General features: G+C 38.9%; 21 protein-coding genes. 11 read left to right on the top strand and 10 right to left on the bottom strand.

All coding sequences use genetic code 11. From position 1 onward, the window contains the following. The first annotated feature begins 202 nt into the window (after positions 1–202). Positions 203–1534 carry an amino acid permease gene (locus tag AACV01_RS05800; RefSeq protein ID WP_004249166.1) on the top strand — a complete coding sequence of 444 codons (1332 nt, stop codon included), beginning with the start codon at positions 203–205 and terminating at the stop codon, positions 1532–1534. Positions 1535–1595: 61 nt separating this feature from the next. Next, positions 1596–2945, top strand: a complete 1350-nt coding sequence (locus AACV01_RS05805) for an L-cysteine desulfidase family protein (RefSeq protein WP_046334368.1) — start codon at positions 1596–1598, stop codon at positions 2943–2945. A gap of 121 nt (positions 2946–3066) precedes the next feature. Here AACV01_RS05805 and AACV01_RS05810 read toward each other — a convergent pair whose 3' ends face one another. The 3 genes from AACV01_RS05810 to dnaB are packed head-to-tail and all read right to left on the bottom strand — an operon-like array spanning position 3067 to position 6857. Beyond that, positions 3067–4260, bottom strand: a complete 1194-nt coding sequence (locus AACV01_RS05810) for an amino acid aminotransferase (RefSeq protein WP_060554917.1) — start codon at positions 4258–4260, stop codon at positions 3067–3069. Positions 4261–4315: 55 nt separating this feature from the next. Beyond that, a complete protein-coding gene (gene alr / locus AACV01_RS05815; RefSeq protein ID WP_004245898.1) occupies positions 4316–5407 on the bottom strand; it encodes an alanine racemase in 1092 nt (363 codons plus the stop codon). A 40-nt stretch (positions 5408–5447) separates the two neighbouring features. After that, complete coding sequence (gene dnaB / locus AACV01_RS05820; RefSeq protein WP_004245896.1) at positions 5448–6857, bottom strand: replicative DNA helicase; 1410 nt, start codon at positions 6855–6857, stop codon at positions 5448–5450. Positions 6858–7024: 167 nt separating this feature from the next. Here dnaB and AACV01_RS05825 point away from each other — a divergent pair, with 167 nt between their 5' ends. Then, positions 7025–8008: an NADPH:quinone reductase gene (locus AACV01_RS05825; RefSeq protein ID WP_004245895.1), complete on the top strand. Its 984-nt coding sequence runs from the start codon at positions 7025–7027 to the stop codon at positions 8006–8008. Positions 8009–8114: 106 nt separating this feature from the next. Here the strand turns inward: AACV01_RS05825 and dusA are convergent, their stop codons facing one another. Continuing rightward, complete coding sequence (dusA, locus tag AACV01_RS05830; protein ID WP_012368489.1) at positions 8115–9149, bottom strand: tRNA dihydrouridine(20/20a) synthase DusA; 1035 nt, start codon at positions 9147–9149, stop codon at positions 8115–8117. A 496-nt stretch (positions 9150–9645) separates the two neighbouring features. Here dusA and AACV01_RS05835 point away from each other — a divergent pair, with 496 nt between their 5' ends. The 6 genes from AACV01_RS05835 (at position 9646) to potD (ending at position 16549) form a co-directional block, all read left to right on the top strand. Further along, entirely contained in the window at positions 9646–10710 is a 1065-nt protein-coding gene (locus AACV01_RS05835; protein WP_004245893.1) for an Abi family protein, read from the top strand. A 225-nt stretch (positions 10711–10935) separates the two neighbouring features. Then, on the top strand, positions 10936–12210 hold the full coding sequence (locus tag AACV01_RS05840; RefSeq protein WP_230629664.1) for a S8 family peptidase: 1275 nt from the start codon (positions 10936–10938) through the stop codon (positions 12208–12210). 443 nt (positions 12211–12653) lie between these two features. Next, the gene (gene potA / locus AACV01_RS05845; RefSeq protein ID WP_004245891.1) at positions 12654–13769 is read left to right on the top strand and encodes a spermidine/putrescine ABC transporter ATP-binding protein PotA; all 1116 of its coding nucleotides are present in this window, start codon (positions 12654–12656) and stop codon (positions 13767–13769) included. Next, entirely contained in the window at positions 13753–14613 is an 861-nt protein-coding gene (gene potB, locus AACV01_RS05850) for a spermidine/putrescine ABC transporter permease PotB (protein ID WP_004250112.1), read from the top strand. Before potA ends, potB begins: the two co-directional genes overlap by 17 nt. After that, entirely contained in the window at positions 14610–15389 is a 780-nt protein-coding gene (potC, locus tag AACV01_RS05855) for a spermidine/putrescine ABC transporter permease PotC (RefSeq protein WP_004245888.1), read from the top strand. The genes potB and potC overlap by 4 nt, the downstream gene beginning before the upstream one ends. 116 nt (positions 15390–15505) lie before the next feature. Next, positions 15506–16549, top strand: coding sequence for a spermidine/putrescine ABC transporter substrate-binding protein PotD (gene potD, locus AACV01_RS05860; protein WP_004245887.1), 1044 nt, complete (start codon positions 15506–15508; stop codon positions 16547–16549). Positions 16550–16681: 132 nt separating this feature from the next. Here the strand turns inward: potD and AACV01_RS05865 are convergent, their stop codons facing one another. The 6 genes from AACV01_RS05865 to AACV01_RS05890 form a co-directional block, all read right to left on the bottom strand. Continuing rightward, positions 16682–16999: a helix-turn-helix domain-containing protein gene (locus tag AACV01_RS05865; protein WP_004245886.1), complete on the bottom strand. Its 318-nt coding sequence runs from the start codon at positions 16997–16999 to the stop codon at positions 16682–16684. A 26-nt stretch (positions 17000–17025) separates the two neighbouring features. Further along, the gene (locus tag AACV01_RS05870; protein ID WP_004250113.1) at positions 17026–18099 is read right to left on the bottom strand and encodes a fimbrial protein; all 1074 of its coding nucleotides are present in this window, start codon (positions 18097–18099) and stop codon (positions 17026–17028) included. Then, positions 18099–18617, bottom strand: coding sequence for a fimbrial protein (locus AACV01_RS05875; RefSeq protein WP_004245882.1), 519 nt, complete (start codon positions 18615–18617; stop codon positions 18099–18101). Before AACV01_RS05875 ends, AACV01_RS05870 begins: the two co-directional genes overlap by 1 nt. After that, on the bottom strand, positions 18617–21148 hold the full coding sequence (locus AACV01_RS05880) for a fimbria/pilus outer membrane usher protein (protein ID WP_161682578.1): 2532 nt from the start codon (positions 21146–21148) through the stop codon (positions 18617–18619). The genes AACV01_RS05875 and AACV01_RS05880 overlap by 1 nt, the downstream gene beginning before the upstream one ends. 36 nt (positions 21149–21184) lie before the next feature. After that, positions 21185–21862, bottom strand: a complete 678-nt coding sequence (locus AACV01_RS05885; protein WP_046334989.1) for a fimbrial biogenesis chaperone — start codon at positions 21860–21862, stop codon at positions 21185–21187. A 98-nt stretch (positions 21863–21960) separates the two neighbouring features. Next, complete coding sequence (locus tag AACV01_RS05890) at positions 21961–22521, bottom strand: fimbrial protein (RefSeq protein ID WP_004245878.1); 561 nt, start codon at positions 22519–22521, stop codon at positions 21961–21963. Positions 22522–23390: 869 nt separating this feature from the next. Here AACV01_RS05890 and yddG point away from each other — a divergent pair. Together yddG and AACV01_RS05900 are read left to right on the top strand one after the other, a co-directional pair. Beyond that, positions 23391–24326 carry an aromatic amino acid DMT transporter YddG gene (gene yddG / locus AACV01_RS05895; RefSeq protein ID WP_004245877.1) on the top strand — a complete coding sequence of 312 codons (936 nt, stop codon included), beginning with the start codon at positions 23391–23393 and terminating at the stop codon, positions 24324–24326. A gap of 188 nt (positions 24327–24514) precedes the next feature. Then, the gene (locus AACV01_RS05900) at positions 24515–25789 is read left to right on the top strand and encodes a bifunctional O-acetylhomoserine aminocarboxypropyltransferase/cysteine synthase (RefSeq protein WP_109880464.1); all 1275 of its coding nucleotides are present in this window, start codon (positions 24515–24517) and stop codon (positions 25787–25789) included. Positions 25790–26099: the final 310 nt, after the last annotated feature.

A 26099-nucleotide genomic window follows, 5' to 3' on the forward strand; every position in this document is an offset into this window, starting at 1 on the left:
GTGAGAGAATTATTTCCCAAAACGTTTTCAGCTATCACGATTTATAACAACTTTTTTCTCCGCAATATTTCCTATCATTTACCCATAATAAAAATACCTGCAAAAAGTAAGGCTATTAGGTCATCGCAAAGTTAGATAGTTCTTTTTACCCCCAAAATTCGTTTTGCTATTAACAATTACAATATAAAAAGTGAGTACTAATATGGAAACGGCTTCCTCAAAAACAGAGACAACAAGCTATCCCGCAACTAGTGCTGGCGCTCGCCGAGCAGGTATGACAGAAGAACAATGGCGTGCAGCAATTAAATTTGACGGCAATGATGTGGGCTGGGTTATCATGAGTATCGGTATGGCTATCGGTGCAGGGATTGTTTTTTTACCTGTACAGGTTGGCTTAATGGGATTGTGGGTTTTCTTACTTTCCTCCGTGATTGGTTACCCCGCAATGTACCTTTTCCAACGCCTATTTATTAATACGTTGGCTGAATCTCCTGAGTGTAAAGACTACCCAAGCGTTATCACTGGTTATCTCGGTAAAAACTGGGGTATTTTATTAGGTGCACTCTATTTTGTGATGTTAGTGATTTGGATGTTTGTCTATTCCACAGCTATCACGAATGACAGTGCTTCTTATCTACAAACTTTTGGTGTGACTGACAGTTTATTATCAGAAAATCCATTCTATGGTCTGATTTTAATCTGTGCGTTAGTGGCTATTTCTTCTCGTGGTGAACAATTACTATTTAAGCTATCAAGCTTTATGGTAATGACAAAACTACTAGTTGTTGCGGCATTAGGTCTTTCAATGATTGGTATGTGGCATCTGTATAATGTTGGCGCATTACCACCTGCCGGACGTTTAATTAAAGAAGCCATTATCACACTACCTTTTACATTAACTTCTATTCTGTTTATCCAAACATTAAGCCCAATGGTTATCTCTTATCGTAGTCGTAACCAAAATCGTGAAGTAGCGCGTCATAAAGCATTACGTGCAATGAATATCGCTTTCGGTGTGTTGTTCTGTACGGTGTTTTTCTATGCAATCTCCTTCACATTAGCAATGGGACATGATGAAGCAGTAAAAGCTTATGAGCAAAATATCTCTGCATTAGCGATTGCGGCAAAATTCTTCCCTGGCGGTTGGGTAACCGTAGTGAGTGTAATGTTGAATATTTTCGCAGTAATGACCGCATTCTTTGGTGTCTATCTCGGTTTCCGTGAAGCCACACAAGGGATTGTGATGAATATTCTGCAGCGCATGATGCCCGTTGAAAAAATCAATGAAAAATGGGTACAAAACGGCATTATGATCTTTGCTGTGCTGTTAGCTTGGGGCGCCATTATTCTCAATGCACCAGTACTGAGCTTTACCTCAATTTGTAGTCCTATCTTTGGTATGGTCGGTTGTCTTATCCCTGCATACCTAGTGTACAAAGTACCGATGTTACATAAATACAAAGGCGCATCACTTTATCTGATTATCTTTACGGGTCTGCTACTTTGTGTTTCTCCGTTCTTGGCATTCTCATAGTCGTCAACTGCGGTTCGAGTTAGCTGTTATTAAAAACGATATTAATCCAAGGTGTTAGATTATGAGCCAGAACAATAATTCTCATTTATGGTCGCAGTTTATTCGTCAATTACGTGAAGGTGTTAAGCCAGCAGTAGGTTGCACTGAGCCGATTTCATTGGCATTAGCTGCGGCAAAAGCAACCGCATTATTAGCTGAGCCTGTTGTTGGTATTGAAGCGTGGGTTTCGCCTAATTTAATGAAAAACGGAATGGGCGTAACAGTACCAGGAACGGGAATGGCGGGATTGCCCATCGCGGCTGCATTAGGGGCGACAGGGGGCAATCCGGATGCTGGCCTTGAAGTATTACTTACAGCATCACCACAAGCTATCGCTCAGGCTAAGACATTGGTTGCTGAAGGAAAAGTGACGGTTGGCGTGAAAACGCCATGTAGTGATGTACTCTACTCCGAAGCAAAAGTATATGGTCAGTCAGGTTATGCCATTGTCAGTATTGCTAAAGAGCATACCCATGTTGTGCGCTGTGAGTGTAATGGCAAAGTTGTTTTTGAGGATAATAAAACGAGTTTGACTCATGCCGGGGATAGCGTAGAAGAAAAGCCTTTTGCGACGGTTTGTGCTGAAGATATTTATCGCTTTGCACTCAATGTACCTATAGATCAAGTCGCCTTTATGCTTGATGCGGCTTATCTAAATGGTGCTTTATCAGAAGAAGGGCTAAAAAATAGTTATGGATTGGCGATAGGGCGGACGCTGGTTTCACAGCAAGAGAATGGCTTATTAGGTAAGGATTTACTGAGTGAAATCATGATAAGAACGTCTGCCGCTTCAGATGCACGTATGGGGGGCGCTGTATTACCTGCTATGAGTAACTCAGGCTCCGGTAATCAAGGCATTGCTGCAACATTGCCGGTAATGGTAGTTGCTGAATTTATTCAAGCAGATGACGAAACTTTATTACGGGCATTAGTTTTATCGCACTTAATGGCGATTTATGTTCATAGCCATTTCCCACCTCTGTCTGCATTGTGTGCGGCAACCACTGCATCAATGGGGGCGGCTGCGGGTATGGCATGGCTACTGACTAAAGACTTCACCACTGTAAGTATGTCAATCAACAGTATGATTGGTGATATTAGTGGCATTATCTGTGATGGCGCCTCGAATAGCTGTGCAATGAAAGTATCAAGTAGTGCGGCGAGTGCGTATAAAGCCGTTTTGATGGCGATGCAAAATCAAAGTGTAGCGGGTACTGACGGGATTGTCAGTGATGATGTTGATAGTTCAATTGCGAATCTCTGCGCATTAGCCAGTCGTGCAATGCAACATACAGATATTCAAATTATTGAGATCATGGAAGAAAAAGCACGCCGTAATGCCGGGGAAAAGCAGCAAGCTGTCAATGCATAAAAGGCAAAGACCTAAAAAGACAGTGAAAAATGTTGTAATGCAGTAAAGAAAATACCTGCTTATGAAAATAGGCAGGTATTTTTTTAAGCTAATATCAGCAACGAATGGTTGGTTATATTAATTAACTGACGGCTGCAAAGGCTTGTGCAATGCGCTGCACATTATTGTTATTGACACCCGCCATACAAACACGACCTGTACCAATCAGGTAAATACCAAACTCTTCACGTAATCTATCTACTTGCTTTGGTGAAAAGCCGGTATAACTGAACATACCGCGTTGTGTTAATAAATGATCAAAGTTTTTCTCAGGTAATGCTTCTTTTAAGGCATTAACTAAAGTTACACGCATCTCTTTGATGCGGTCACGCATATGAGCCACTTCTTTTTGCCATTGTGCGGTTAATACATGATCTGATAAAACTTGATTAACCAGTTGTGCGCCATAGTTAGCAGGACTTGAATAGATACGACGTGCGCCCGCTTTTAATTGCCCTAATACATGCTCACACTCTTTCGCGTTATCACATACAATCGATAAGCCACCCGCCCGTTCCCCATAAATCCCGAAGATTTTAGAGAATGAGTTACTGACTAATACAGGTAACCCCGCTTTTGCCATAGCGCGAACCGCATAAGCATCATCATCTAAACTTTCAGCAAATCCCTGATAAGCAATATCAAGGAAAGGGATTGCTTGACGCGCTTTGAGGATCTCAATGACCTGATCCCATTGTGCTTTGGTGAGATCGGATCCTGTTGGATTATGGCAACATGGGTGCATCAGTACGATGCTTTTTTCAGGAAGTTTTTTAAAGCAATCTATTAATGCATCGAATTTGACCCCTTTGGTTTCGGGATCAAAATAAGGATAATAATTTACTTTAAAACCGGAGCCCGCAAAAATAGACGCATGATTGTCCCAAGTGGGATCACTGATCCAAACTTCAGAGCTTGGAAAATAGCGATGTAGAAAATCTGCGCCGACTTTTAGCGCTCCGGAGCCACCTAATGTTTGTATGGTAGCAATCTTTTTGTCTGCAATAAGCGGGTTATCAGCACCAAAAAGGAGAGTCTGTACTTCGTGGCGATAAGGGGCGAGTCCTTCCATTGGCAAATACAGTGTTGCGGTAGGTGTCATCGCATTAAGCTGCTGACGCGCCACAGACACAGTGCCTAGAATGGGGGTTTTGCCTTCTTCATCATAATAAAGACCAATACTTAGGTTAATTTTATCTTGACGTGGATCTTTATTATAGACATCCATTAATGAGAGAATCGGATCTCCCGCAAACGCTTCAACCTGTTGAAACACGGCTTTTATTCTCCAATCACTTTTTGTGTGCCAGATAGATACAATATCTTGTGTGCTATTGTTCGTCTAGGTATTCCATAATGACGCGCGAAGTTAATTTGGTAATTAATTCGTACGCGCTAATACCACTATATTTGGCAATTTCTTCTACGGGTAGCACATCTCCCCATAAAATAGCTTCATCACCGACACGATCAATTAGCTCAGATCCCAAATCGACGCTGATCATATCCATGGAAACGCGTCCAACAATCGGCACTTTTCGACCGTTGATCCAAACAGGAGTACCAGAAGGTGCACTACGTGGGTAACCATCACCATAACCGATAGCAATAACACCCAGATAAGTATCTTTTTCACTTACCCATGTACCACCATAACCAACGGGTTCACCTGCTTTATGTTTACGAACCGCAATAAGGCTCGTTTTTAGTGTCATTGCCGGGGTTAAACCAAAGTCTTTACCTGTTCTGTTATCACCCGTTGGTGAGATACCGTATGTGATGATCCCAGGGCGAACCCATTGATAATGGACTTGTGGCCAAAATAAAATTCCCGCAGAAGCAGCGATAGATTTATCACCCGCTTTATCTTGGATAAAGGCTTGAAATAGCTGAATTTGATTTTGTGTGACTTCAGGAATATCAGGCTCATCCGCGCGACTAAAATGACTGACCAAATTGACGGGTTGTTGGACATTTTTACAAGCACAAAGTCGTTGATAAAAAGCCTCAGCTTCTTCAGGACGGACGCCTAAACGATGCATTCCAGTATCGAGCTTCATCCAGACTTTTACGGGTTCTTCTAAATCGGCATTTTCTAACGCTTCGAGTTGCTCTTCACTATGAACAACAGTCTCAATATGGTTAACCACCAAAATGGGTAAATCAACAGCATCAAAGAAGCCTTCAAGTAGTAGGATGGGTTTCACAATCCCCCCACTACGTAATGTTAAAGCTTCACCGATACGTGCTACGCCAAAACAATCAGCATCATCCATCAAAGTATATGCTGTTTCTAATAACCCATGACCATAAGCGTTTGCTTTCACGACAGCTATCAGGTGGCTATGTGGTGCATAGTCTCTCACATGCTGAAAATTGTGACGCAGAGCGCGGCGATCTATTACTGCGGTTGCCGCTTTCATGTTATTTCTCTATTTCCTTTTATTCCGTCAAGGTGGATGGTTATTCGTCGTCGTAAGCAGGGCCTGCGTAGTTATCAAAGCGAGACCATTGACCATTAAAGGTCAATCTTACCGTACCGATAGGGCCATTACGCTGTTTACCAATGATAATTTCTGCCACCCCTTTTAGGTCGCTATTTTCGTGATAAACTTCGTCACGATAGATAAACATAATCAAGTCAGCATCTTGCTCAATAGAGCCCGATTCACGTAAGTCAGAGTTAACTGGGCGCTTATCAGCACGTTGTTCCAAACTACGGTTTAACTGTGACAGAGCGACAACAGGAACCTGTAATTCTTTAGCTAATGCTTTCAAAGAGCGTGAAATTTCAGCAATTTCTAAAGTTCGGTTCTCAGATAATGAAGGTACTCTCATTAACTGCAAGTAGTCAATCATGATTAGGCTTAAACCGCCATGTTCACGATAAATTCTTCGGGCACGAGAGCGCACCTCGGTGGGGGTTAAACCAGAGGAATCATCAATATACATATTACGTTTTTCAAGCAAAATACCCATGGTACTTGAAATACGCGCCCAATCTTCATCGTCAAGTTGCCCAGTACGAATACGGGTTTGATCCACGCGAGACAATGAAGCGAGCATACGCATCATGATTTGGTTACCTGGCATCTCTAAGCTAAAGATAAGTACAGGTTTTTCTTCCGTCATTGCCGCATTTTCGCATAAGTTCATCGCGAAGGTGGTTTTACCCATAGAAGGACGTGCTGCGACAATAATTAAATCTGATTTTTGCAGTCCGGCGGTTTTTTTATCCAGATCTTGATAGCCACTGGATACCCCCGTCACACCATCATGAGGTTTTTGGTAGAGTTGCTCTATTTTTTCAACGGTTTCTTCTAAAATGGCATCAATTGCTTTTGGCCCTTCATCTTTATTGGCGCGGGTTTCGGCAATTTGAAAGACGCGAGATTCAGCAAAATCGAGCAGATCTTCGCTAGTGCGTCCTTGGGGATCAAATCCAGCATCAGCAATTTCATTGGCGACTTTGATCATATCGCGAACGACAGCACGCTCACGAACAATGTCGGCATAAGCATTAATATTGGCTGCACTTGGCGTATTTTTGGATAGTTCTGCTAAATAAGCAAAGCCTCCAACGCTTTCTAATTCTGCGTTTTGTTCTAGTGCTTCTGATAAGGTTATCAGATCAATAGGTTTACCCAGCTCAAGTAAACGCTGCATTTGCGCAAAAATAGTGCGATGAGGTCGGCTATAAAAATCATCGGCAGTGACACGCTCGGAGACATTATCCCAACGCTCGTTATCTATCATTAGACCGCCTAACACCGATTGTTCGGCTTCTAGCGAATGGGGGGGAAGTTTCAACCCTTCCATTTGGCGATCTTTTATCTCAGACATTAGCTTGTCAGTGGTCTTGTTTCTGGCCATAAATCCTGCACAAAGTCGAAAAAATATCAATCAGCGCATTAGTATACGCTAACCCAATAATCTGTGCCTTGTAGAAATAACGATCATTTGTCATTATCTCTACAGGTCGTTACAACGCTGGTTTATATAATCCTAGGTCAATCATCAATCTTATAAAGGAGATTACGATGGCTAAACGCATTCAGTTTGCAGCTCATGGTAATGCCGATGTACTCGAGCTAACTTCATTTACCCCCGCCCCTCTAGGCGATAACGAAGTACAGGTTGCCAATAAAGCCATTGGCATTAATTATATTGATACTTATGTGCGTAGCGGATTATATCCAGTAGAGCATTTCCCAAGTGGCTTAGGAACTGAAGCTGCCGGTGTTGTGATTAAAACAGGCGCTCATGTTACTTCACTTAAAGAAGGGGATAGAGTTGTATATGCACAATCTCCATTAGGCGCCTACAGCGATACGCATAATGTACCAGAAAATAAAGTAGCTCGCCTGCCTGATAATATCTCTTTTGAACAAGCCGCCGCCTCTTTTTTGAAAGGATTAACGGTTTATTATCTATTCAATGAAACATACAAATTACGTGCAGGGGAAACCTTTTTATTCCATGCAGCGGCTGGTGGCGTCGGGCTAATTGCCAGCCAATGGGCGAAAGCGATTGGCGCTAAAATGATTGGTACCGCAGGCAGTGATGAGAAAGTGGCTAAAGCTAAAGCCGCAGGTGCATGGAAAGTGATTAACTATCAAACTGAATCTATTGTTGAACGTGTCCTTGCGCTCACCAATAACCAAAAAGTACCCGTTGTGTATGATTCTGTTGGCAAAGCAACTTGGTTGGATTCGTTGCACTGTTTGCAACGCCGAGGCTTAATGGTCAGTTTTGGTAACGCTTCTGGTGCGGTAACAGGGGTTGATTTAGGTATTCTTAATAAATTGGGTTCACTTTATGTTACTCGTCCTTCTATTTCCGGCTACATTACGACGCGCGAAGAGTTAGATGCAGCAAGTGAAGCACTATTTACGTTAATTGGTCGTGGTAAAATTGATGTCAGTGTGCCAGATAATCAGAAATTTGCATTAGCTGATGCTAAAGCCGCACACCGTTATCTTGAAAGTCGTCAATCTCAAGGTTCAAGTCTATTGATCCCATAGTTTTTAAAGGTTACAAGTATAAAAAATCCATCTTTATTAACTGATTAACTAAATAGTTGATTAAGCAATTTGAGTAAGATGGATTTTTATCACGGGTTAAAAAGGACTATTTTTCGGTCACAAACTTAAGCGCATTCTCTAGCACGGTTAAATCAGCACCTTGTTTGTGGGCATTTTCACTTAAATGACGACGCCATTGTCTTGCCCCGGGAATACCTTGGAAAATTCCCAACATATGGCGGGTGATATGACCTAAATAAGTGCCTTGTGAGAGCTCTTTTTCAATATAAGGATACATGGCTTTTACGGCAGCGACGGCATTAGCAACAGGTAACTGATTATCAAAAAGCACGTGATCCACATGAGCCAATATTGATGGATTTTGATAAGCTTCGCGACCTACCATAACACCATCCATATATTTTAAGTGCTCCTGCGCCTCTTCTAGTGACTTAATTCCCCCATTAATTGCCATAGTGAGATGCGAGAAATCACGTTTTAATTGATAAACACGAGGATAATCTAAAGGAGGCACTTCGCGGTTTTCTTTGGGGCTTAATCCCGATAACCAAGCTTTGCGAGCATGAATAATAAAGGTATCGCAGTTATTATCACGGCTGACGGTATCAATAAAATCACATAGAAATTGATAGCTATCTTGGTTGTCGATGCCAATACGTGTTTTTACCGTCACAGGAATATCGACCACATCACGCATAGCTTTCACGCAATCTGCAACGAGTTGTGCTTCACCCATTAAACAAGCACCAAAGCGTCCATTTTGTACCCGATCAGAAGGGCAACCTACATTTAAATTAATTTCATCATAGCCACGCTCTTGTGCCAATTTTGCACATTGCGCTAACGCTTGTGGATCACTGCCGCCAAGCTGTAATGAGATCGGGTGCTCTTCGTTGCTATATTTTAAATAATCACCTTTGCCATGAATAATGGCACCTGTTGTGACCATTTCAGTATACAGCAAAGTATTTTTGGTAAGCTGGCGAAAGAAATAACGGCAATGGCGATCAGTCCAATCGAGCATAGGTGCAACAGAGAAGCGGTTAAGTGGGTAATTCCCTTGAGTGCCCTGTGTTTGCTTGTTTTCTAGTGTTTTATCGGTTGGTGTATTTTCGTGCATTATAACCCATTTTAGTGTGTTTTCTCTTTATCAGGACACCAATGAGGACACCAGATTTTGGTGTTTTACTGAGAGTAAGAGAGGATTTATATCGAGATGGCTTACTATAGCATAACAAAATGTGATAGAGCAGGTGGTGTGATCTTTCCCTAAAACGAGGCCGATATAATTAGATTTTATGTACGAAGCTTAATTATTGATGAACTAATCTAGATTTAATTATTAGAGGGTTGAACTTAATAAACAGAAACAGAGTACTGTGCTTAAGATATCAATAGATAAGTTATTAGATCGAAAAGGGCTCCTATAAGGAGCCCTTCGAAAATATCTCGCTAACGGGGTCTAAGACCAACCAGCTTCACACTGTACCGCGCTTTCAATCTAGTGACGTTTCCGTCGATGATTAGATTCTAGTCAATTCCCGATTGATGTCAAGTAGCTTGTTCTTCAACGGATGTATAGATATACTTTTTTATCATCAGAGTGGAATATCAATATGCCTGTAAAATCAATAATTAAGACGCTATCTAACTCTCGACTCTCTACTTACAAACAACCACACTTATGCGATGTAAGCGATGAACAAAGCTTAGGGTTATATGTGTGGAATAAACAGTTATCAGGTCTCTTTTATCCAGTACTTCAAGTATTAGAAGTCTCTTTGCGTAATGCTATCAATAATGCTTACATCGAATACCATGAGCAGCTAGTCGAAGCAAATTATCAACCACAAGATTGGGCTAAAGAGAAAGCCAAAATAGACCAGTTTTGGTTTAGTAATTCTTATACAAATCAAAATAATAGTAAGGGGTTTCAACAGATAGTTAAAGCTAAGAAGGATTTAGTTAGAGAGGGTAAAGCTATTACTCCTGATAATCTAATCGCGAAACTAACATTTGGTTTTTGGGTTCACTTAACAGACAAGAATCATCGTTCAAGCCAATCCCTTGCTAATCCTCCTATTATCGAGCTTTGGCCAAAGCTTAATAATTTTGTTTTTCCATATGCTAAGGACTTAAATGGTACCTCTTTGAGTATTAACCATATTAGCTCAAATTTATTTGAAATAAATAGACTTAGAAATCGTATTGCGCACCATGAACCTATCTGGAAAGCAACAGATTTGTTTGATTCTGATGACAGCATAAATATGGTTATTTCACATTACGAACGATGCTTAAAAGTCATTCATTGGATTAACCCTAACAATTTAAAGTTATTATCTGTCATAGACAACGACAAATTGATGGGAATAGCTTGCACTCAACATACGCTATGGCGAAGTAAAATGTTAGCATCGGGACTTTATTCTGTTCCAGATATCATTAAATGGAAAGAAAGACATGAAATCAACACCAGACGCAAAGGTGAAGTCGTTAGTGTGACAGCAAATTATGCGATTATACGCTGTAAAAAGTCACATCAGATATTTTACACCAACCAATCAATGCAAAAGAGACGCAAAGCTTGGCCTTTAACGGTTGGTATTGATGTTACTTTCATTCCAAAACCAGCCTCAGCTCAAGGCAACCATCCCAATGCGACTCAAGTAAAACAATGAAAAAGATTTATATTGTGCACTCACTGGTCTGGATCTTTGATCCCATTCAAATGGAAATGCATCCTGTCTAAGAAAAACTAAATTATTTAATGAGTATAAATACACATTATATTATCTTAATAATTAAATTTATCTCAATGCTATTAAAAATGAAAATAGCCAATGCTCAAAAATCTACGTTATAAAACAAAAGTAAAAATAAAAAATAGAAAAGGAGCATTGGTTATGAATATTGAAAGGAAAATACTAGTCAAACTAAAAAATATACATTCACTTGATCAAAATAAAAAACTATTACGCTCTGGTTACCATAATCAATATAATACATTTTTATCTAATATTTCTTTTGTTCCAGTATTATCATCATCACAATTACCACCTAAAAATCATCTTTCTCTCACATCAAATCATTTAAATGATTACTATTATTTAAATTTACCTAATGATAACACATATACATTAGATGAAATTATTAAAATATTAAAACTACATCCTGATATAGAATATGTGCAAAAAATTCCAAAATTACCTGTACAGCCACCTAATATTACGCCGGATTTAACTCGCCATCAGCATTATTTAAAAACCCCAAAAATAAAATCAAATGAAATAAACGGGTTAGGTATTATAGACGCTTGGAATAAAAATGCTTATGGGCAAGGTATACAGGTGGCCGATATTGAGTGGGATTTTGATTTATCACATCCCGATTTGTTAGCTAATAATATCACGCCACTTTTTCCTTTAACTGAAAAAACCGATCAAGCCGACCATGGTACAGCAGTGGCGGGGTTAATTATGGGGAAAAAAGACGGTAAAGGTATTACTGGGCTTGCTTATAAATTAGATATGTTTTATGCCATATCAGAATTAAGCAGTGGTCGTATTGAAGCAATTATTGCCAGTAAACAGAAATTACACGCGGGTGATATTGTTTTATATGAGATGCAGACAGTTTGTGAACATCATGCTTATGTTCCTGCTGATTATGAAATGCATATCTGGGAGGCAACTCGTACATTAACAGAAGCGGGGATTATTGTGATCATGGCTGCCGGCAATGGGGGGGTTGATCTCGATTTACCTTTTTATGATAGCTATCGTCAACGTAGCGATAACCACTCTATACGTGTCGGTGCGGGCTCGCCTTATACGCTAAATCGTTTACCTTTCTCAACGCATGGCTCCCCCATTCATGTGCAAGCATGGGGAGAAGATGTGACCACTGCCGGATATGGTGATCTTTTTCATGGTGACGGGAATAACAAATATACGGCTAATTTTAGTGGAACATCATCAGCCTGTGCATTAGTCGCGGGGGCGGCTGCGGTTATTCAATCTTGGTATAAAGATAAAACCAACACGGTATTAACGCCAATAGAGATGCGAGAGCTACTGATTAAAACAGGAACTTATCCATCATTAAATGAAAAGATAGGCCCTTTGCCTAATGTAAATAATGCCATCTTACATTTAAAAAATTTAATCCAATATAATTAATAGAAAGGATACCTTCTATGGCTTAAGACTATGGAAGGTATTTTTAGTATTTATCTTGCTGAAAATAATCTTTTTTAAGTCTGTTTTAGACTTGAAAATACCGCGATAGAATGATTTGTGATAAAAAATTTATTTAATCATAAATTAAAATAATTTATTAGTATTTATGCTTATTATTAATTATTTGATTATATTATATTTTTTGTTTTTTATAACAAAGTCGAGAGTTATGATGAAAAGCTTAAAAATGAATAGTTTTTCATAAGAAATGTACCTTTTTGCTTTCAATTTTACCTCACTACGTTTATCATTTGCCCCTTGTACTATACATACGGCGTTGCTGGTTTTGGGCTTCTGTGGAGCATACTGCTCCGGCAGCTCACACAGTCTTTTCCGGCGGCGGTTCTATCTGCATTATTCTTCGGGATAGAGTATTACCTTAAATGACTGAGAAAACATCTCTGACACCACTAGTCGAATTAAAATCCTTAAGTAAAGGTTTCGACGGAAAACAAATCATTTCCCGCCTCGATCTGACTATCAACCATGGCGAGTTTTTAACCATACTCGGCCCTTCAGGCTGTGGTAAGACGACGGTATTACGTTTAATTGCGGGCTTAGAAGACGCGGATGATGGACAAATTATCCTAGATGGACAGGATATTACCCATATTCCAGCAGAACAGCGTTTTGTAAATACCGTTTTCCAAAGTTATGCCCTGTTTCCCCATATGACCGTATTTGAAAATGTGGCTTTTGGTCTACGTATGCAGAAAACACCTGCTGCAGAGATCAATAGTCGCGTTATGGAAGCGTTACGTATGGTGCAACTGGAGGACTTTGCCCAACGCCGTCCTGCTCACCTTTCAGGTGGTCAACAGCAACGGGTTGCGATTGCACGGGCGGTGGTCAATAAGCCGAAGGTATTGTTGTTAGACGAATCATTGTCTGCTCTGGATTACAAATTACGTAAGCAGATGCAAAATGAGCTAAAAGCCTTACAACGAAAACTGGGGATCACCTTTATTTTCGTCACCCACGATCAGGAAGAAGCACTGACTATGTCAGATAGGATCGTGGTAATGAAAGAAGGGCGTATTGAGCAAGACGGCACGCCTCGAGAAATCTATGAAGAGCCAACTAACTTATTCGTTGCGCAATTTATAGGTGAAATCAATATCTTTGATGCACGTGTCCTACATCGTATTGATGAGACACGTATTAGAGCGGATGTTGAAGGGCACGAATGCGATATTTATACGCAATTACCTGTTACTCAAAATCAGCAACTGAAAGTGTTGCTCAGACCAGAAGATCTGCGCGTTGAAGAGATACACGATCTTGAAAACCTTCCGGGACTTATCGGTTATGTTCGTGAACGTAACTATAAAGGCATGACGCTAGATTCTGTTGTTGAAATGGAAAATGGCAAGATGGTGATGGTGAGTGAATTCTTTAATGAAGATGATCCGGATGTTGATCACTCGTTAGACCAAAAGATAGCGGTAACTTGGGTTGAGAGCTGGGAGGTCGTGCTGGCTGATGAAGAAAACACGTAAACTATTTCAAAACATCGTTATTACTGGTGTTGTGGGTTGGTTAATGGTGTTCGTCTTCTTACCGAATATCATGATCATCGCCACCAGTTTTTTAACCCGTGATGATGCGAATTTAGTCGAGATGGTTTTTACGCTCGATAACTATTATCGCTTATTTGATCCAATGTATGCAGAAGTATTACTGCACTCTATTAATATGGCATTGGTAGCGACCTTAGCTTGTTTAATATTAGGTTATCCTTTTGCTTTTTTTCTGGCAAAAATGCCTAAGAAAATACAACCATTACTGCTGTTTTTATTAATAGTTCCCTTTTGGACTAACTCACTTATTCGTATTTATGGGTTAAAGATTTTTCTCAGTACGAAAGGCTATTTTAATGAGTTTCTATTGTGGATAGGGCTTATCGATAAACCGCTAAGGATCATTTATACCCCAGAGGCGGTAGTATTAGGGTTGGTTTATATTTTATTACCTTTTATGGTTCTGCCACTCTATTCCAGCATTGAAAAACTGGATAAACCCTGTTTGGAAGCAGCTCGAGATCTCGGTGCGAATAAATTACAGACCTTTATTCGTATTATTATCCCATTAACTATGCCGGGGATCATCGCAGGTTGTTTATTGGTAATGTTACCTGCGATGGGCTTATTCTTTGTGGCGGATTTAATGGGGGGCGCGAAAAACCTACTTATTGGTAACGTAATAAAGAGCCAATTCTTAAATATTCGCGACTGGCCATTTGGGGCAGCTACCAGTATCTGTTTAACACTGGTGATGGGGTTAATGCTATTTGTGTATTACCGAGCCGTAAAACTACTGCATAAGAAGGTAGAAATAGAATGATAGGACGGTTATTGCGGGGTGGATTTATGTCCATCATTTACGCGTATCTTTATATCCCGATTATCATTCTGATAGTTAACTCTTTTAACTCATCACGTTTCGGGATCAACTGGAAAGGCTTTACCACTGACTGGTATACCATTTTATTAAATAATGACAGCCTGCTACAAGCTGCAGGGCATTCATTAACGATGGCAGTCACCTCAGCAACCTTTGCGACGTTGATTGGTTCATTGGCTGCGGTGGCGCTTTATCGTTATCGTTTTCGTGGTAAAAAGTTTGTTGGTGGTATGCTGTTTGTGGTGATGATGTCGCCAGATATTGTGATGGCGATTTCATTATTGGTTTTATTTATGCTATTAGGCATTTCCTTAGGGTTTTGGTCATTACTGGTGTCGCATATTACCTTTTGTCTGCCTTTTGTGGTGGTCACGGTCTATTCGCGACTCAGTGGTTTTGATGTCAAAATGCTTGAAGCCGCTAAGGATCTAGGGGCGGGTGAATTTACTATTTTACGTAAAATCATTATGCCATTAGCGATGCCAGCAGTAGCCTCGGGTTGGCTATTAAGCTTTACGTTATCGATGGATGACGTGGTTGTCTCTTCTTTTGTGACTGGACCAAGCTATGAAATTTTACCATTAAAAATTTACTCAATGGTAAAAGTGGGTGTTTCACCGGAAGTGAATGCACTGGCAACCATCCTTTTAGGGCTATCATTAGTATTAGTATTAATTAGTCAGTTGATCTTACGAGATAGAACTGGCAAAGCGTAATTTAAAAGTATTAGTGCGAGTTTCTCGCACTTTTTACGGTCTTGATGACCAAATCTGTTGGAGGTAGGCGTTACGCCTATTTGATATTAACGCATCAACCACTGAAGGAAGCCTAAATGAAAAAGTGGTCCTCTGTACTTGCTGCCAGTGTAATGGCATTAAGTATTGGTACAGCATCGGCTGATGATGGTAAGACAATCTATTTCTATAACTGGACGGAATATGTACCGCCAGGATTGCTGGAACAGTTTACAAAAGAGACTGGGATTAAGGTGATTTATTCCACCTACGAATCTAACGAAAGCATGTATACCAAATTAAAAACCTATAAAGACGGTGCTTATGATTTGGTGGTTCCTTCAACTTATTTTATTTCTAAAATGAGCCATGAGGGGATGCTACAGAAGATTGATAAATCGAAGCTCAGCAATTTTGATAATCTTGACCCAAGTTTATTACATAAATCATTCGATCCTCAAAATGACTACTCAATCCCTTATATTTGGGGAGCGACTGCGATAGGGATTAATAGTGATGAAGTTGATGTAAGTAGCATTACTTCATGGGCTGATTTATGGAAACCGGAATATAAAGATAGTTTACTGTTAACGGATGATGCACGTGAAGTATTCCAAATGGCTTTATTAAAATTAGGCTATTCAGGTAATACCACAGATCCAAAACAGATTGAAGAAGCCTATAAAGAGTTACAAAAGCTGATGCCTAATGTACTGGCTTTTAATTCGGATAATCCTGCTAATCCTTATATGCAAGGAGAAGTGAATCTAGGGATGATCTGGAATGGCTCTGCATTTATTGCGCGAGAAGCCGGTGCTCCTATTGAGTTGGTATGGCCAAAAGAGGGCGGTATCTTCTGGATGGACAGCTTAGCTATTCCTGCAAATGCAAAAAATGTTGAAGGTGCGCATAAGCTTATCGACTTCTTATTACGCCCCGAAGTTGCTGCAAAAGTAGCTGAAAATATCGGCTATCCAACACCTAATTTAGCGGCACAAAAATTATTGCCAAAAGCTATCACAAAAGATAGCTCACTTTACCCTAGTGAAGAGATTATCAGTAAAGGCGAATGGCAAAATGATGTGGGTGAAGCGACGGTTTTATACGAAAGTTATTACCAAAAACTGAAAGCGGGTCGTTAATTAAGTTTATCAGTACCAAAAAGCCACCGTTAAACGGTGGCTTCTTATTTTGTATAGAAAAAAGAGAACATTATCATTAAATCAACGATAAAATAGATGACAGTGTGTATTTGAACCGAAAGGATAAATAAGTTAAGGGCGATTAGTGCCATTTTTTATACAAGCCTCGGCAATCAGCAGGCTGTTTTTTTCTTGTATATTTCGTTGTTGCTCAATATTAATCATATAGTTACTTTGTAAGAAATAGCTGATATGAACATCAAACTTTTCAGTAATTAAATAAACAAACTCAATACTGATCCTATTTGTTCCTCGTTCATACCGTGAAAGTTGTTGCTGACTTATGCCTAACTCTTTGGCAAATAGTTTCCCCGAATATTTTAAATTTTTTCGCAAGTGACGTATTCGTTGTCCTATACGAAAATTAATCGTTTTGCTGCTATCAATCATTTCATCAGCCTTAAAAATTCAAATCATTATTGATAAGAAAAAGTGAGACTGGCTAATCCGTTTGCTTTACCCGGTTTTAGTGTCCCAGTCGTGATATAGCGAGTTGACAGGTTTAATATGTAGTTTTCGTTGTTAGAAGTTGTTATATGGAGTAAACGTTGGTTAGGTTGTCCTATCGCACTGATATCAGGGCCATACACCACGGGAGTTGGATTATCATTAAAGAAAAATTGAATACCAATACCAGAAGCATCAGAGTCTGATGTCAGTGTGAGGATATCTGTATTATTAGAATAGGTAGACTGATCGGTCATGCTGGCATATAAATGCACATTACTATCGCATGTAACAGAGATGGGTTTAGCCTGACTTTTTGATGTTGAACCAATGGCTGCCATATCTCGCATTGAGATATCACCTAATTCATAGGTGAGATTTTTGGTATTTACGGTACAGCCTCGAGCTTTAATAGTAATAGTGACGGGGTTAATTGCTACGATAGAGGTATTATTGCCTTTATGGCCTCCACCATATTCAGACCATGTATTGGCTATAACTGTATATGGAATGTTATAAACGCCAGTCTCAAGATGTTTATCTGTCACCACAAAGACGACTTTGCCTTTCAGTGAAACGCGATCCACATTATGGTTAACGGTAGAGCCTACTGCAGGATAAATCACCGTTGCACCCGAACCGTTATCAACATCAATAGGTACGTAAGCAACACTATCATTGTTATCTTTTAAACCAAAAGCATAGCCGATACCTTTAACTCCGGGGAGTGAATAAACAGGATAACGATTACTACCTTCGTAATAGTAGATCCCGCTAATTTTTGAACCAGTAGCATTAGCATAGAGGGTTTCAACCCAACATTTTTGCAAAAATTTCTTCTCACATTTGAAACCATTATGGACAGAGGTTTCACCTATCCAAGTTGATGTGATGGGCGTTCCTGCGGGAGTACCATCGGCGGCACCATCAAAATTCATAGGTGGAGGGGTTACCACTAATGGATCTGCAATAGCCCATGCCATTTGGCTCGGGATACAAAGAAGAGAAACCAGCAATGTGAAGAAAGAAAAAGAGCGTGTCATTATTGGTACTCCAGTAAAAAGGTTGCTGTTGCATTCGCCGATCCGGCTTGAACAGGAAGTTGAGTCGCTACATAGCGAGCATAAAATTGCAGGGTATTATCTTGGTTAGGCAATAAGGTATAAGACTGGCTTTTATCGTTAATATCGATGGAAGCTCCTGAGTTATCCATAATGGAAATGGCAACTCCCTTGGCACCCGTTGCATCAATGGCGAGTAAGGCGTTATCAATAGGATCGGCACGACCATTAAAACTGACCTTCACAGCACTGGCTTCAGGTTGGCAATCGACTAATTTAATACTAAAAGGGATAACAGGCGTACGTTGTTGCGTTATCGTCGTAGAAATAAAATCTTTTGTGGCGATTTGGCCTAATTTTACGGTAATACGTTTTGAGTTTGTCTCTACCGTACATGTGTTTCCTGTTACTCTGGCATTAATGTGTACCAATGTATCGTAAGCAGATCCCTTAGTGGTAAACAGTAATGACAACGCTACAATAAGCATTAATTTGTGCATTATTGGCACTCCTGTGTCATTTTCACAAAAGGTTCATCAAGTTGAGAGGCGGGTAATTGATAGTTCACTTGACAGTATTGAGAGGCATTATGCCCCCAGCGGATCTCTAATTTTCCTGAATCAGGGACACCCGATAAGTAGAGCAAGCCATCATCGCCAACAATACCGGACAGATGATTTTGTTTATCAGTTGCTATTGCCCCAAAAGGGAGTGGGCGACCTTGGTGTTGTAGCGTCAGTAATAAGCGATACCCTTTTTTAGCATCAAACTGAACTTTAATGACGGCGCCTTGTGTTGGGATCACTTGCTTAATGTTTTGCTCAATTTCAACATTATCGGGTAATGCGGTGGTGTCTAATGCCACTCGATTTTGTCGATAAGCGGTAGCATAGGGAATAACGGCAAACCCTCGCCAGTCAGTATAAATCCCTGTCGCATTATCAATCGGTACATCCGCAGTATTACGAGCATCTACTAAAATGGCATTAGCGCTTAAGGGTTGGCTTAAGGTTAATCCGCCACTATGGAGTAGCATACCTCCAGCGAGGCTATAGTTAATTTGTTGAGCATCTTGATGATAGTTATAGCTAGCATTTAAATTGCCATAGCGACTTTGATAACCCAACGCCGCACTACCTGTATAGTTTCCACCTTGATTGCTATAACCTTGTTGAACACTGTAATTAAGGGTATTGTCTTCCAATAATGTACCGGCAATACCCGCATTATGTGTCGAATAACCGTTATTATTGTGGCTGTAATTATATGTGAGATAAGTGCTATTGATGGATTGATAACTTGTCGGCATTAGCAATTGTAATGGGATAGAAAGACCCACAGACAATGTTTGGTCACGCTGACCACTATTCATCATTCTGTTATAACTATAAATGACGTTATAAGAGAGCCCTTTAATATTGCCATTGTAGCCGGTTTGTACTAGGACATTTTTCTCATTAGTTCCCCAATAATTTTGCCAGTTGGTCATCATAAAAATAGAGCCATAATCCCCCAGTTGTTGTGATAAATTAATTTGTAGGCTCCCTTTCTTGCGATTATGCAAATTAAAATAACTCAACGGTTTTTTTTGATTATCTTCATACAGATAACCGGACATACGTGTATTTAATGTCTCATCTAATGTGTAAAAACCCGAAGTAGAGTAACGATAACCGAGCAATTGAAAGTTTGTGCCAAATTGGTTTAACGACTTGGCATAAAGAAAACGTAAAGAATAACCATCTGATGTTGAGTTATTTGGCAATTGGCTATGAGCAAAGGTGATATCGGTAGAGAAGGCACCTAGGGTACCCATATTTTTACCTGCTCCTAGGGCATAAGATTGGTAATCTTTTGTTGCTAATGCACCGCCATAGACAGTGGTGTCATAGGGTAAGCCATAAATAAGATGACCTTGTATAAAGCGAGGTTTTTTATTTTGGTTATTTTGGCGTATTTCACCGGCTTGGATGACAAACTGTTTTTGGCCTTCTCGCTGTAAAATAGGTACAGCAGAATAAGGCACAACATAGCTGTGTTTGCTACCATCATTTTCTTCAATGGTGACATAGAGGTCGCCACTATTTGACGTTGGATAGAGATCACGGATTTCAAAAGCACCCGGAGAAACAAAGGTTTGATAAATCACATAACCGTTTTGGCGGATCACCACTTTAGCATTGCCTTTAGCAATACCTCTGACTACAGGTGCAAATCCTCTTTGGCTATCAGGTAACATAGTGTCGTCACTTTCTAATGAAATACCTCGAAAATTAACACTGTCAAAAAGTGTTGATGAGGTATAACTATCACCAATTTGTAATTGGCTTCTTAATGACACAATATTGCGTTGCAGATAGGTATTGATATGGTTCCATTGGTTTTTCCCGTTTGACGAATTCCAAGTGGAATAATCGCGTAATCGCCAAGCACCAATATTGATCCCACTACGTAGATTTAAATAGTAGCTATTATTATGAGAATTTCCCCAGCTATTAGCGCCACTAAAGGTGTAGTTTAAAATACCTGCTGTTATACCGTTATCCCATTTTTCTGGTGGAATATAACCGCGCGCTTTCAGATCTAACGCGGCTTGAGGGACTTGAATATTTAAAGCTTGTTTCTCAATATCATAATTAACAACAGAATCTGGAATGATTTTTTCAATATCAATACATTCATTTGCCGAGAATTTCTCAAAATCAGCAAATAGTTTAATATTGATCCCGAGTGATTGATAATCATCTCGATTTAAACAAGGAATAACATGGTTATCTTGACTAATAAAATGAATATTTTCACTACGCAGATACTCATGATTAAAAACAATATCAAGAAGATAATCACCGGGTTTAATGCGGTTGCCTGCTTCAAAATAACTTAAATCGGTGACGGCATCAGGAGAGTCAGCCAAAAATGCAGGATTAAATCGGTTTGCGCTATATGATGAAAAGGACAGCGTCAATGACAATGCAATGACACTTGGAAAGAGAAAATAAACGATATCTTTATTAGTATTCTTATTAACCATGGTTTTTGACCAACAAGGTTGAAAAAGATGCTGTGATTAATGAACGATTTCTTTTTTTAAAACAGGAGTCTGTGCGCCATAATCATTAATGGTTTGGAATGAAATGGTATTAGCATTCTGATTAACTTTTCCTAATGTTAATTGTGAAAATGGGTTAATCATAATACTTGAAGGAAGTTGACTATCGGTTGCGGCTAAATTGACCATAGTAATATGATAAGGTGTTGGATTATGGGCAATTAACTCCCCACTTTTATAGGAGAAAGTCACTTCATTGGCATATTTTTCAGTATAAGCGGACAACCCACTAGGGCGGTAGAAAAGCTTTATCCGACTCTGGATGGCAATTTGTAGTGTATTTTCATTGGCAAGCTTTTCATCTAAAGCAGGAATAGCTTTGACATTCATCCAAAATAAACTTTCGCGATCTGCAGGTAAAGGTTCACCTGTATACATAATTCTTAAAGCATTCTCTTTATTAGCGTCAAGAATATATAAAGGAGGGGTAACAATAAAATCATTATTTTTATTACCTTGATTATCAGATACCCATGATTGAATTAGAAAACTATTCTCTTTATCTGAATTAGTCACAACAAGATTAGTTTGTTTAATATTAGAATTATAAATAATACGCGTAGCACCTAATGAAACACCATTAGAATAAGCAATAAGTGGGAATAAAAAAATAATAAAAGCAAATATCTTTTTCATAATAAATATTTATTAGCTAATGAATATGGAGTAATAATACTTTTGATAAAAATAGGCCGTCCTTGGCGATAAGACATCAATCAAAAGTGATGAAGTGATTAAGAGTAAGTCACCATAAAGTTAGTTGTAACGTTTGCGCTACCTGCCTTCACTGTATCATCAGTGGAAATAAGAGAAGCGTTATAATTTAATTGGTTTTCACCTTCGATTAATTTTTGAGTTGAAGAAGGTTGTCCTGGAACAACATTTTTGCTGCTTGAATCGGTAATTTTTAACGCTACATTGGTTGCTGCGCCACTGCCTTGTAATGCGAATGCAGTTGCATCACCATCAGAAGCTGTACCGTTAAAGGTAATTGCTGCCAATGATGAAACAGTAATATCGCAGTTATTTAATTTAATGCTAAAAGGAATACGTCCTGTTTCATCACCTTTTTTAGTGAATTCAGCGACACGGAATTGACCCAAACGAACAGTTTGGTTACTTGAACTACTATCAACACCACAAGCAGCATTAACGACAGAACCTTCAAAGTTAATAGTACCACCATTAACTGTAACTTCTGTGGGTGCTGGTGTACCAGTATCTTCTGCTAGGGCAGGTGTAGCAATTATGGCCATTGCTGAAGTAATAATTGCAGATAATAATAACTTTTTCATTAAATGTTCCTATATTTTCAATATATATTTAATACTTAGCTTAATAAAATAAGCTAATATTTAATTCTGTTTTTATTATTAATAATAAAAAACAAGGATTAAATTATTTTTGGAAAATGCCAAATAAGACTATTTTATTTATTAAAACAAAAGCGAGTGATAGCAATCTTCGTGAAAACGAATAAATTGCCATATATTCACTTAAGTCAAATTTACAAAAATTATAAATGTGGTAAAAAAAATAGAGAAATCGTTTTAAACGATCGTTTTTTGCTGGTTTTATAGATAAATTCTATTAATATCTGCTCAACTATCGGTAATATTTAATTGTTAAAAAATAGAAAAATATATTACTTTGTCTAATGTTTTGTGAGTGATTTTTTATCTGATTGATATTGCTTGGTTTTTTATTTGATTTTATTACATCTATCTCATCATTTATCTGGTGCATCGTAAAAAGATAGCGTACTTATACTTATAAGATGATGTTTCATAAAATGTATTTTATGGACAGTTTTTTTATAAAATGAAACGAAAAATGGCTTTTTGTTAAGCAAAAAAGCACGCTGAAAGGGGGCATTTGAGTAAATTTTAAAATGAAAATTTATTATTTGTAAATAAAATAGAAATATTGTTTATTCATTTTTATTGGAAATTACAAAGCGTATTTTTATCGTATAAAAATAAAAGATACTTTTATTACTCGTATTGGGAGTAAATCAATATATTTAATTTGCTATATTAATTGTAACAAAATGTTTCATTTTCGAGTGCGCTTCTTCTATAGGGAGTGAGTAATTCAAGCAATTACCCCGATTCTGTTTTACTATCGGCTATATAGAGAAAAACTTAAATCTGAAGGTATAAACATGATTTCCAGTACATCAAAAGGAACACTCTATGGCATTGTGGCGATATTCCTTTGGAGTACCATTGTTGGGTTAATTCGCAATATCAGTGAGTATTTTGGTGCGGTAGGGGGTGCTGCGCTGATTTACACAACGGGAACGCTGTTTTTGATTTTGATCTTAGGGGTGCCTAAGTTATCTCTTTTTCCTAAGCGTTACCTTGCTTGGGGGGCACTTTTATTTGTTAGTTATGAAATCTGTTTATCGTTGGCGCTAGGATTTGCTAGTGATAGAGCACAAGCTATAGAGCTTGGCATGGTTAACTATTTATGGCCCAGCTTTACACTGGCATTAGCGGTGTTCTTAAATAAACAGCGATTCTCTATCCTATTGATTGTGGGGTTATTATGCTCATTCAGTGGGCTTGTTTGGGTTGTTAGTGGTGATAATCCACTGACAATAGAAAGCTTATGGAATAATATTTGTCGTAACCCTCTCAGTTATATTTTGGCGTTTATCGGCGCCGTGTTATGGGCATTTTACAGTAATGTGACTCGTCTTATTTCGGGGGGACATAATGGTATTGTGCCTTTCTTTTTCTTAACGGCATTGGCACTTTGGGGGCAATATATTTTTTCTGCTCCAATCGAGTGGGTGGTTAATGTAAAAAGTATCTCACTGTTACTTATTACTGGGGCTGCGATAGGGTTAGCTAATGCGGCGTGGACGGCAGGAATGATCAGCGGTAATGTGACATTATTAGCGACGCTTTCTTATTTTACTCCGGTAATTTCTACGGCTTTTTCATCCCTACTACTCTCTACAGCACTCTCTTTTTCATTTTGGCAAGGCGTTATGATGGTGACAGGCGGCTCTTTAATTTGTTGGTTAGCGACTCGTCAAAAAATGACAAAAATGCCAAAAACGAGCAAATCGAATGTAAAACAGGGTTCTTAAGTCAAATTTTTGCGCCAATTGAGGGTATTTGAATAAATACTCTCGATTTTAAAAAAGTCTCATTGGTATAAGTTGAAATTTTTTCACTATGCGACAAGGCTAATATCCGCTTATCTATATTACTTATAAGTTAAAAGATCTAACTTTTATTTAGATGCTACCTATATGATAAGAACAAAGGGATTGCTATGAAACTTGAGACACTTTCTGTTCACGCTGGTTATTCACCTGATCCAACCACCAAAGCTGTTGCGGTGCCTATTTACCAAACCACCTCTTATGCATTTGATGATACGCAACATGGTGCTGATCTATTTGACTTAAAAGTACCTGGCAATATCTACACGCGTATCATGAACCCAACCAATGATGTATTGGAACAACGCGTTGCCGCCTTAGAAGGAGGGATTGCGGCAGTTGCTGTGGCATCGGGTATGGCTGCGATTACTTATGCTATCCAGACCATTGCACAAGTGGGCGATAACATTGTGTCGGTTGCGAAACTCTATGGTGGTACATATAACTTAATGGCACATACTTTTCCCCGTATCGGTATCGAAGCGCGTTTTGCCCCCCATGATGATCTGCTGGCACTTGAAGCGTTAATTGATGAGAAAACCAAAGCGGTATTTTGTGAATCTATCACTAATCCAAGTGGTAATATTGTTGATATTCAAGCTATTGCCACTGTGGCTCATCGTCATGGTGTCCCTTTAATTGTTGATAATACGGTAGCAACGCCTTACCTATGTCGCCCTTTTGAGCATGGTGCTGATATTATTATTCACTCACTCACTAAATATATTGGTGGTCATGGTAACTCTATTGGTGGTATCGTCGTTGATTCAGGTAAATTTCCTTGGGCTGAACATAAAGATCGTTTTGAAATCCTCAATACACCGGATGTCTCTTATCATGGGGTTAATTATGTTGAGCACTTTGGTGCGGCTGCTTATATTGCGCGATGCCGTGTTGCTCCATTGCGTGGAACAGGAGCCGCCCTTTCGCCATTTAACGCCTTCTTAATTCTTCAAGGTCTAGAAACATTAGCGTTACGTATGGAGCGTCATACTGAAAATGCGCAAAAAGTTGCTGAATATTTGCAAAATCATCCTCAAGTTGTCTGGGTTAAATATGCAGGTTTAACCAGCCACCCAGAGCATGATTTAGCAGTACGTTATATGTCAGGTAAACCTGCTGGTATTCTCTCTTTTGGTATCAAAGGTGGTGCTGAAGCGGGTGCGAAATTTATCGATGCATTGAAATTGATTGTGCGTCTTGTCAATATTGGTGATGCTAAATCCTTGGCTTGTCATCCTGCATCAACCACTCATCGCCAACTCAATGATGAAGAGCTAGAACGCGCGGGGGTTTCTCGTGATTTAATTCGACTTTCAATTGGTATTGAACATATAGACGATATTATCGCTGATCTAGAACAAGCATTAAACGCCAGTTTTTAACCGTTATTAATAATAGTTAATTAATAACGATTAAGTAATAGTAATTTAATTAATAATAGAAAGGCCTTCTTTAAATTTAAAGAGGGCTTTTTATTTTAAAACAAACAAATAATCGCTCTTTTAAAGGAGTGTTTAATTTATTCTCTATGAGAGAAAGTGTGTTTTATTGCGTTACCACATTATTGAAATATCTTAATGACTATTTATCCTTATTTTTAATTGATAATTATCAAGTTCTCTTTTTTTGTTGTTAATTAAATATTTTATTGAGATCAAAACTGTAAAATAATTTTATTATTTAAAATTAAAT

The organism is Proteus sp. G2609, assembly GCF_963896135.1.
Classification (GTDB): Bacteria; Pseudomonadota; Gammaproteobacteria; order Enterobacterales; family Enterobacteriaceae; genus Proteus; species Proteus mirabilis.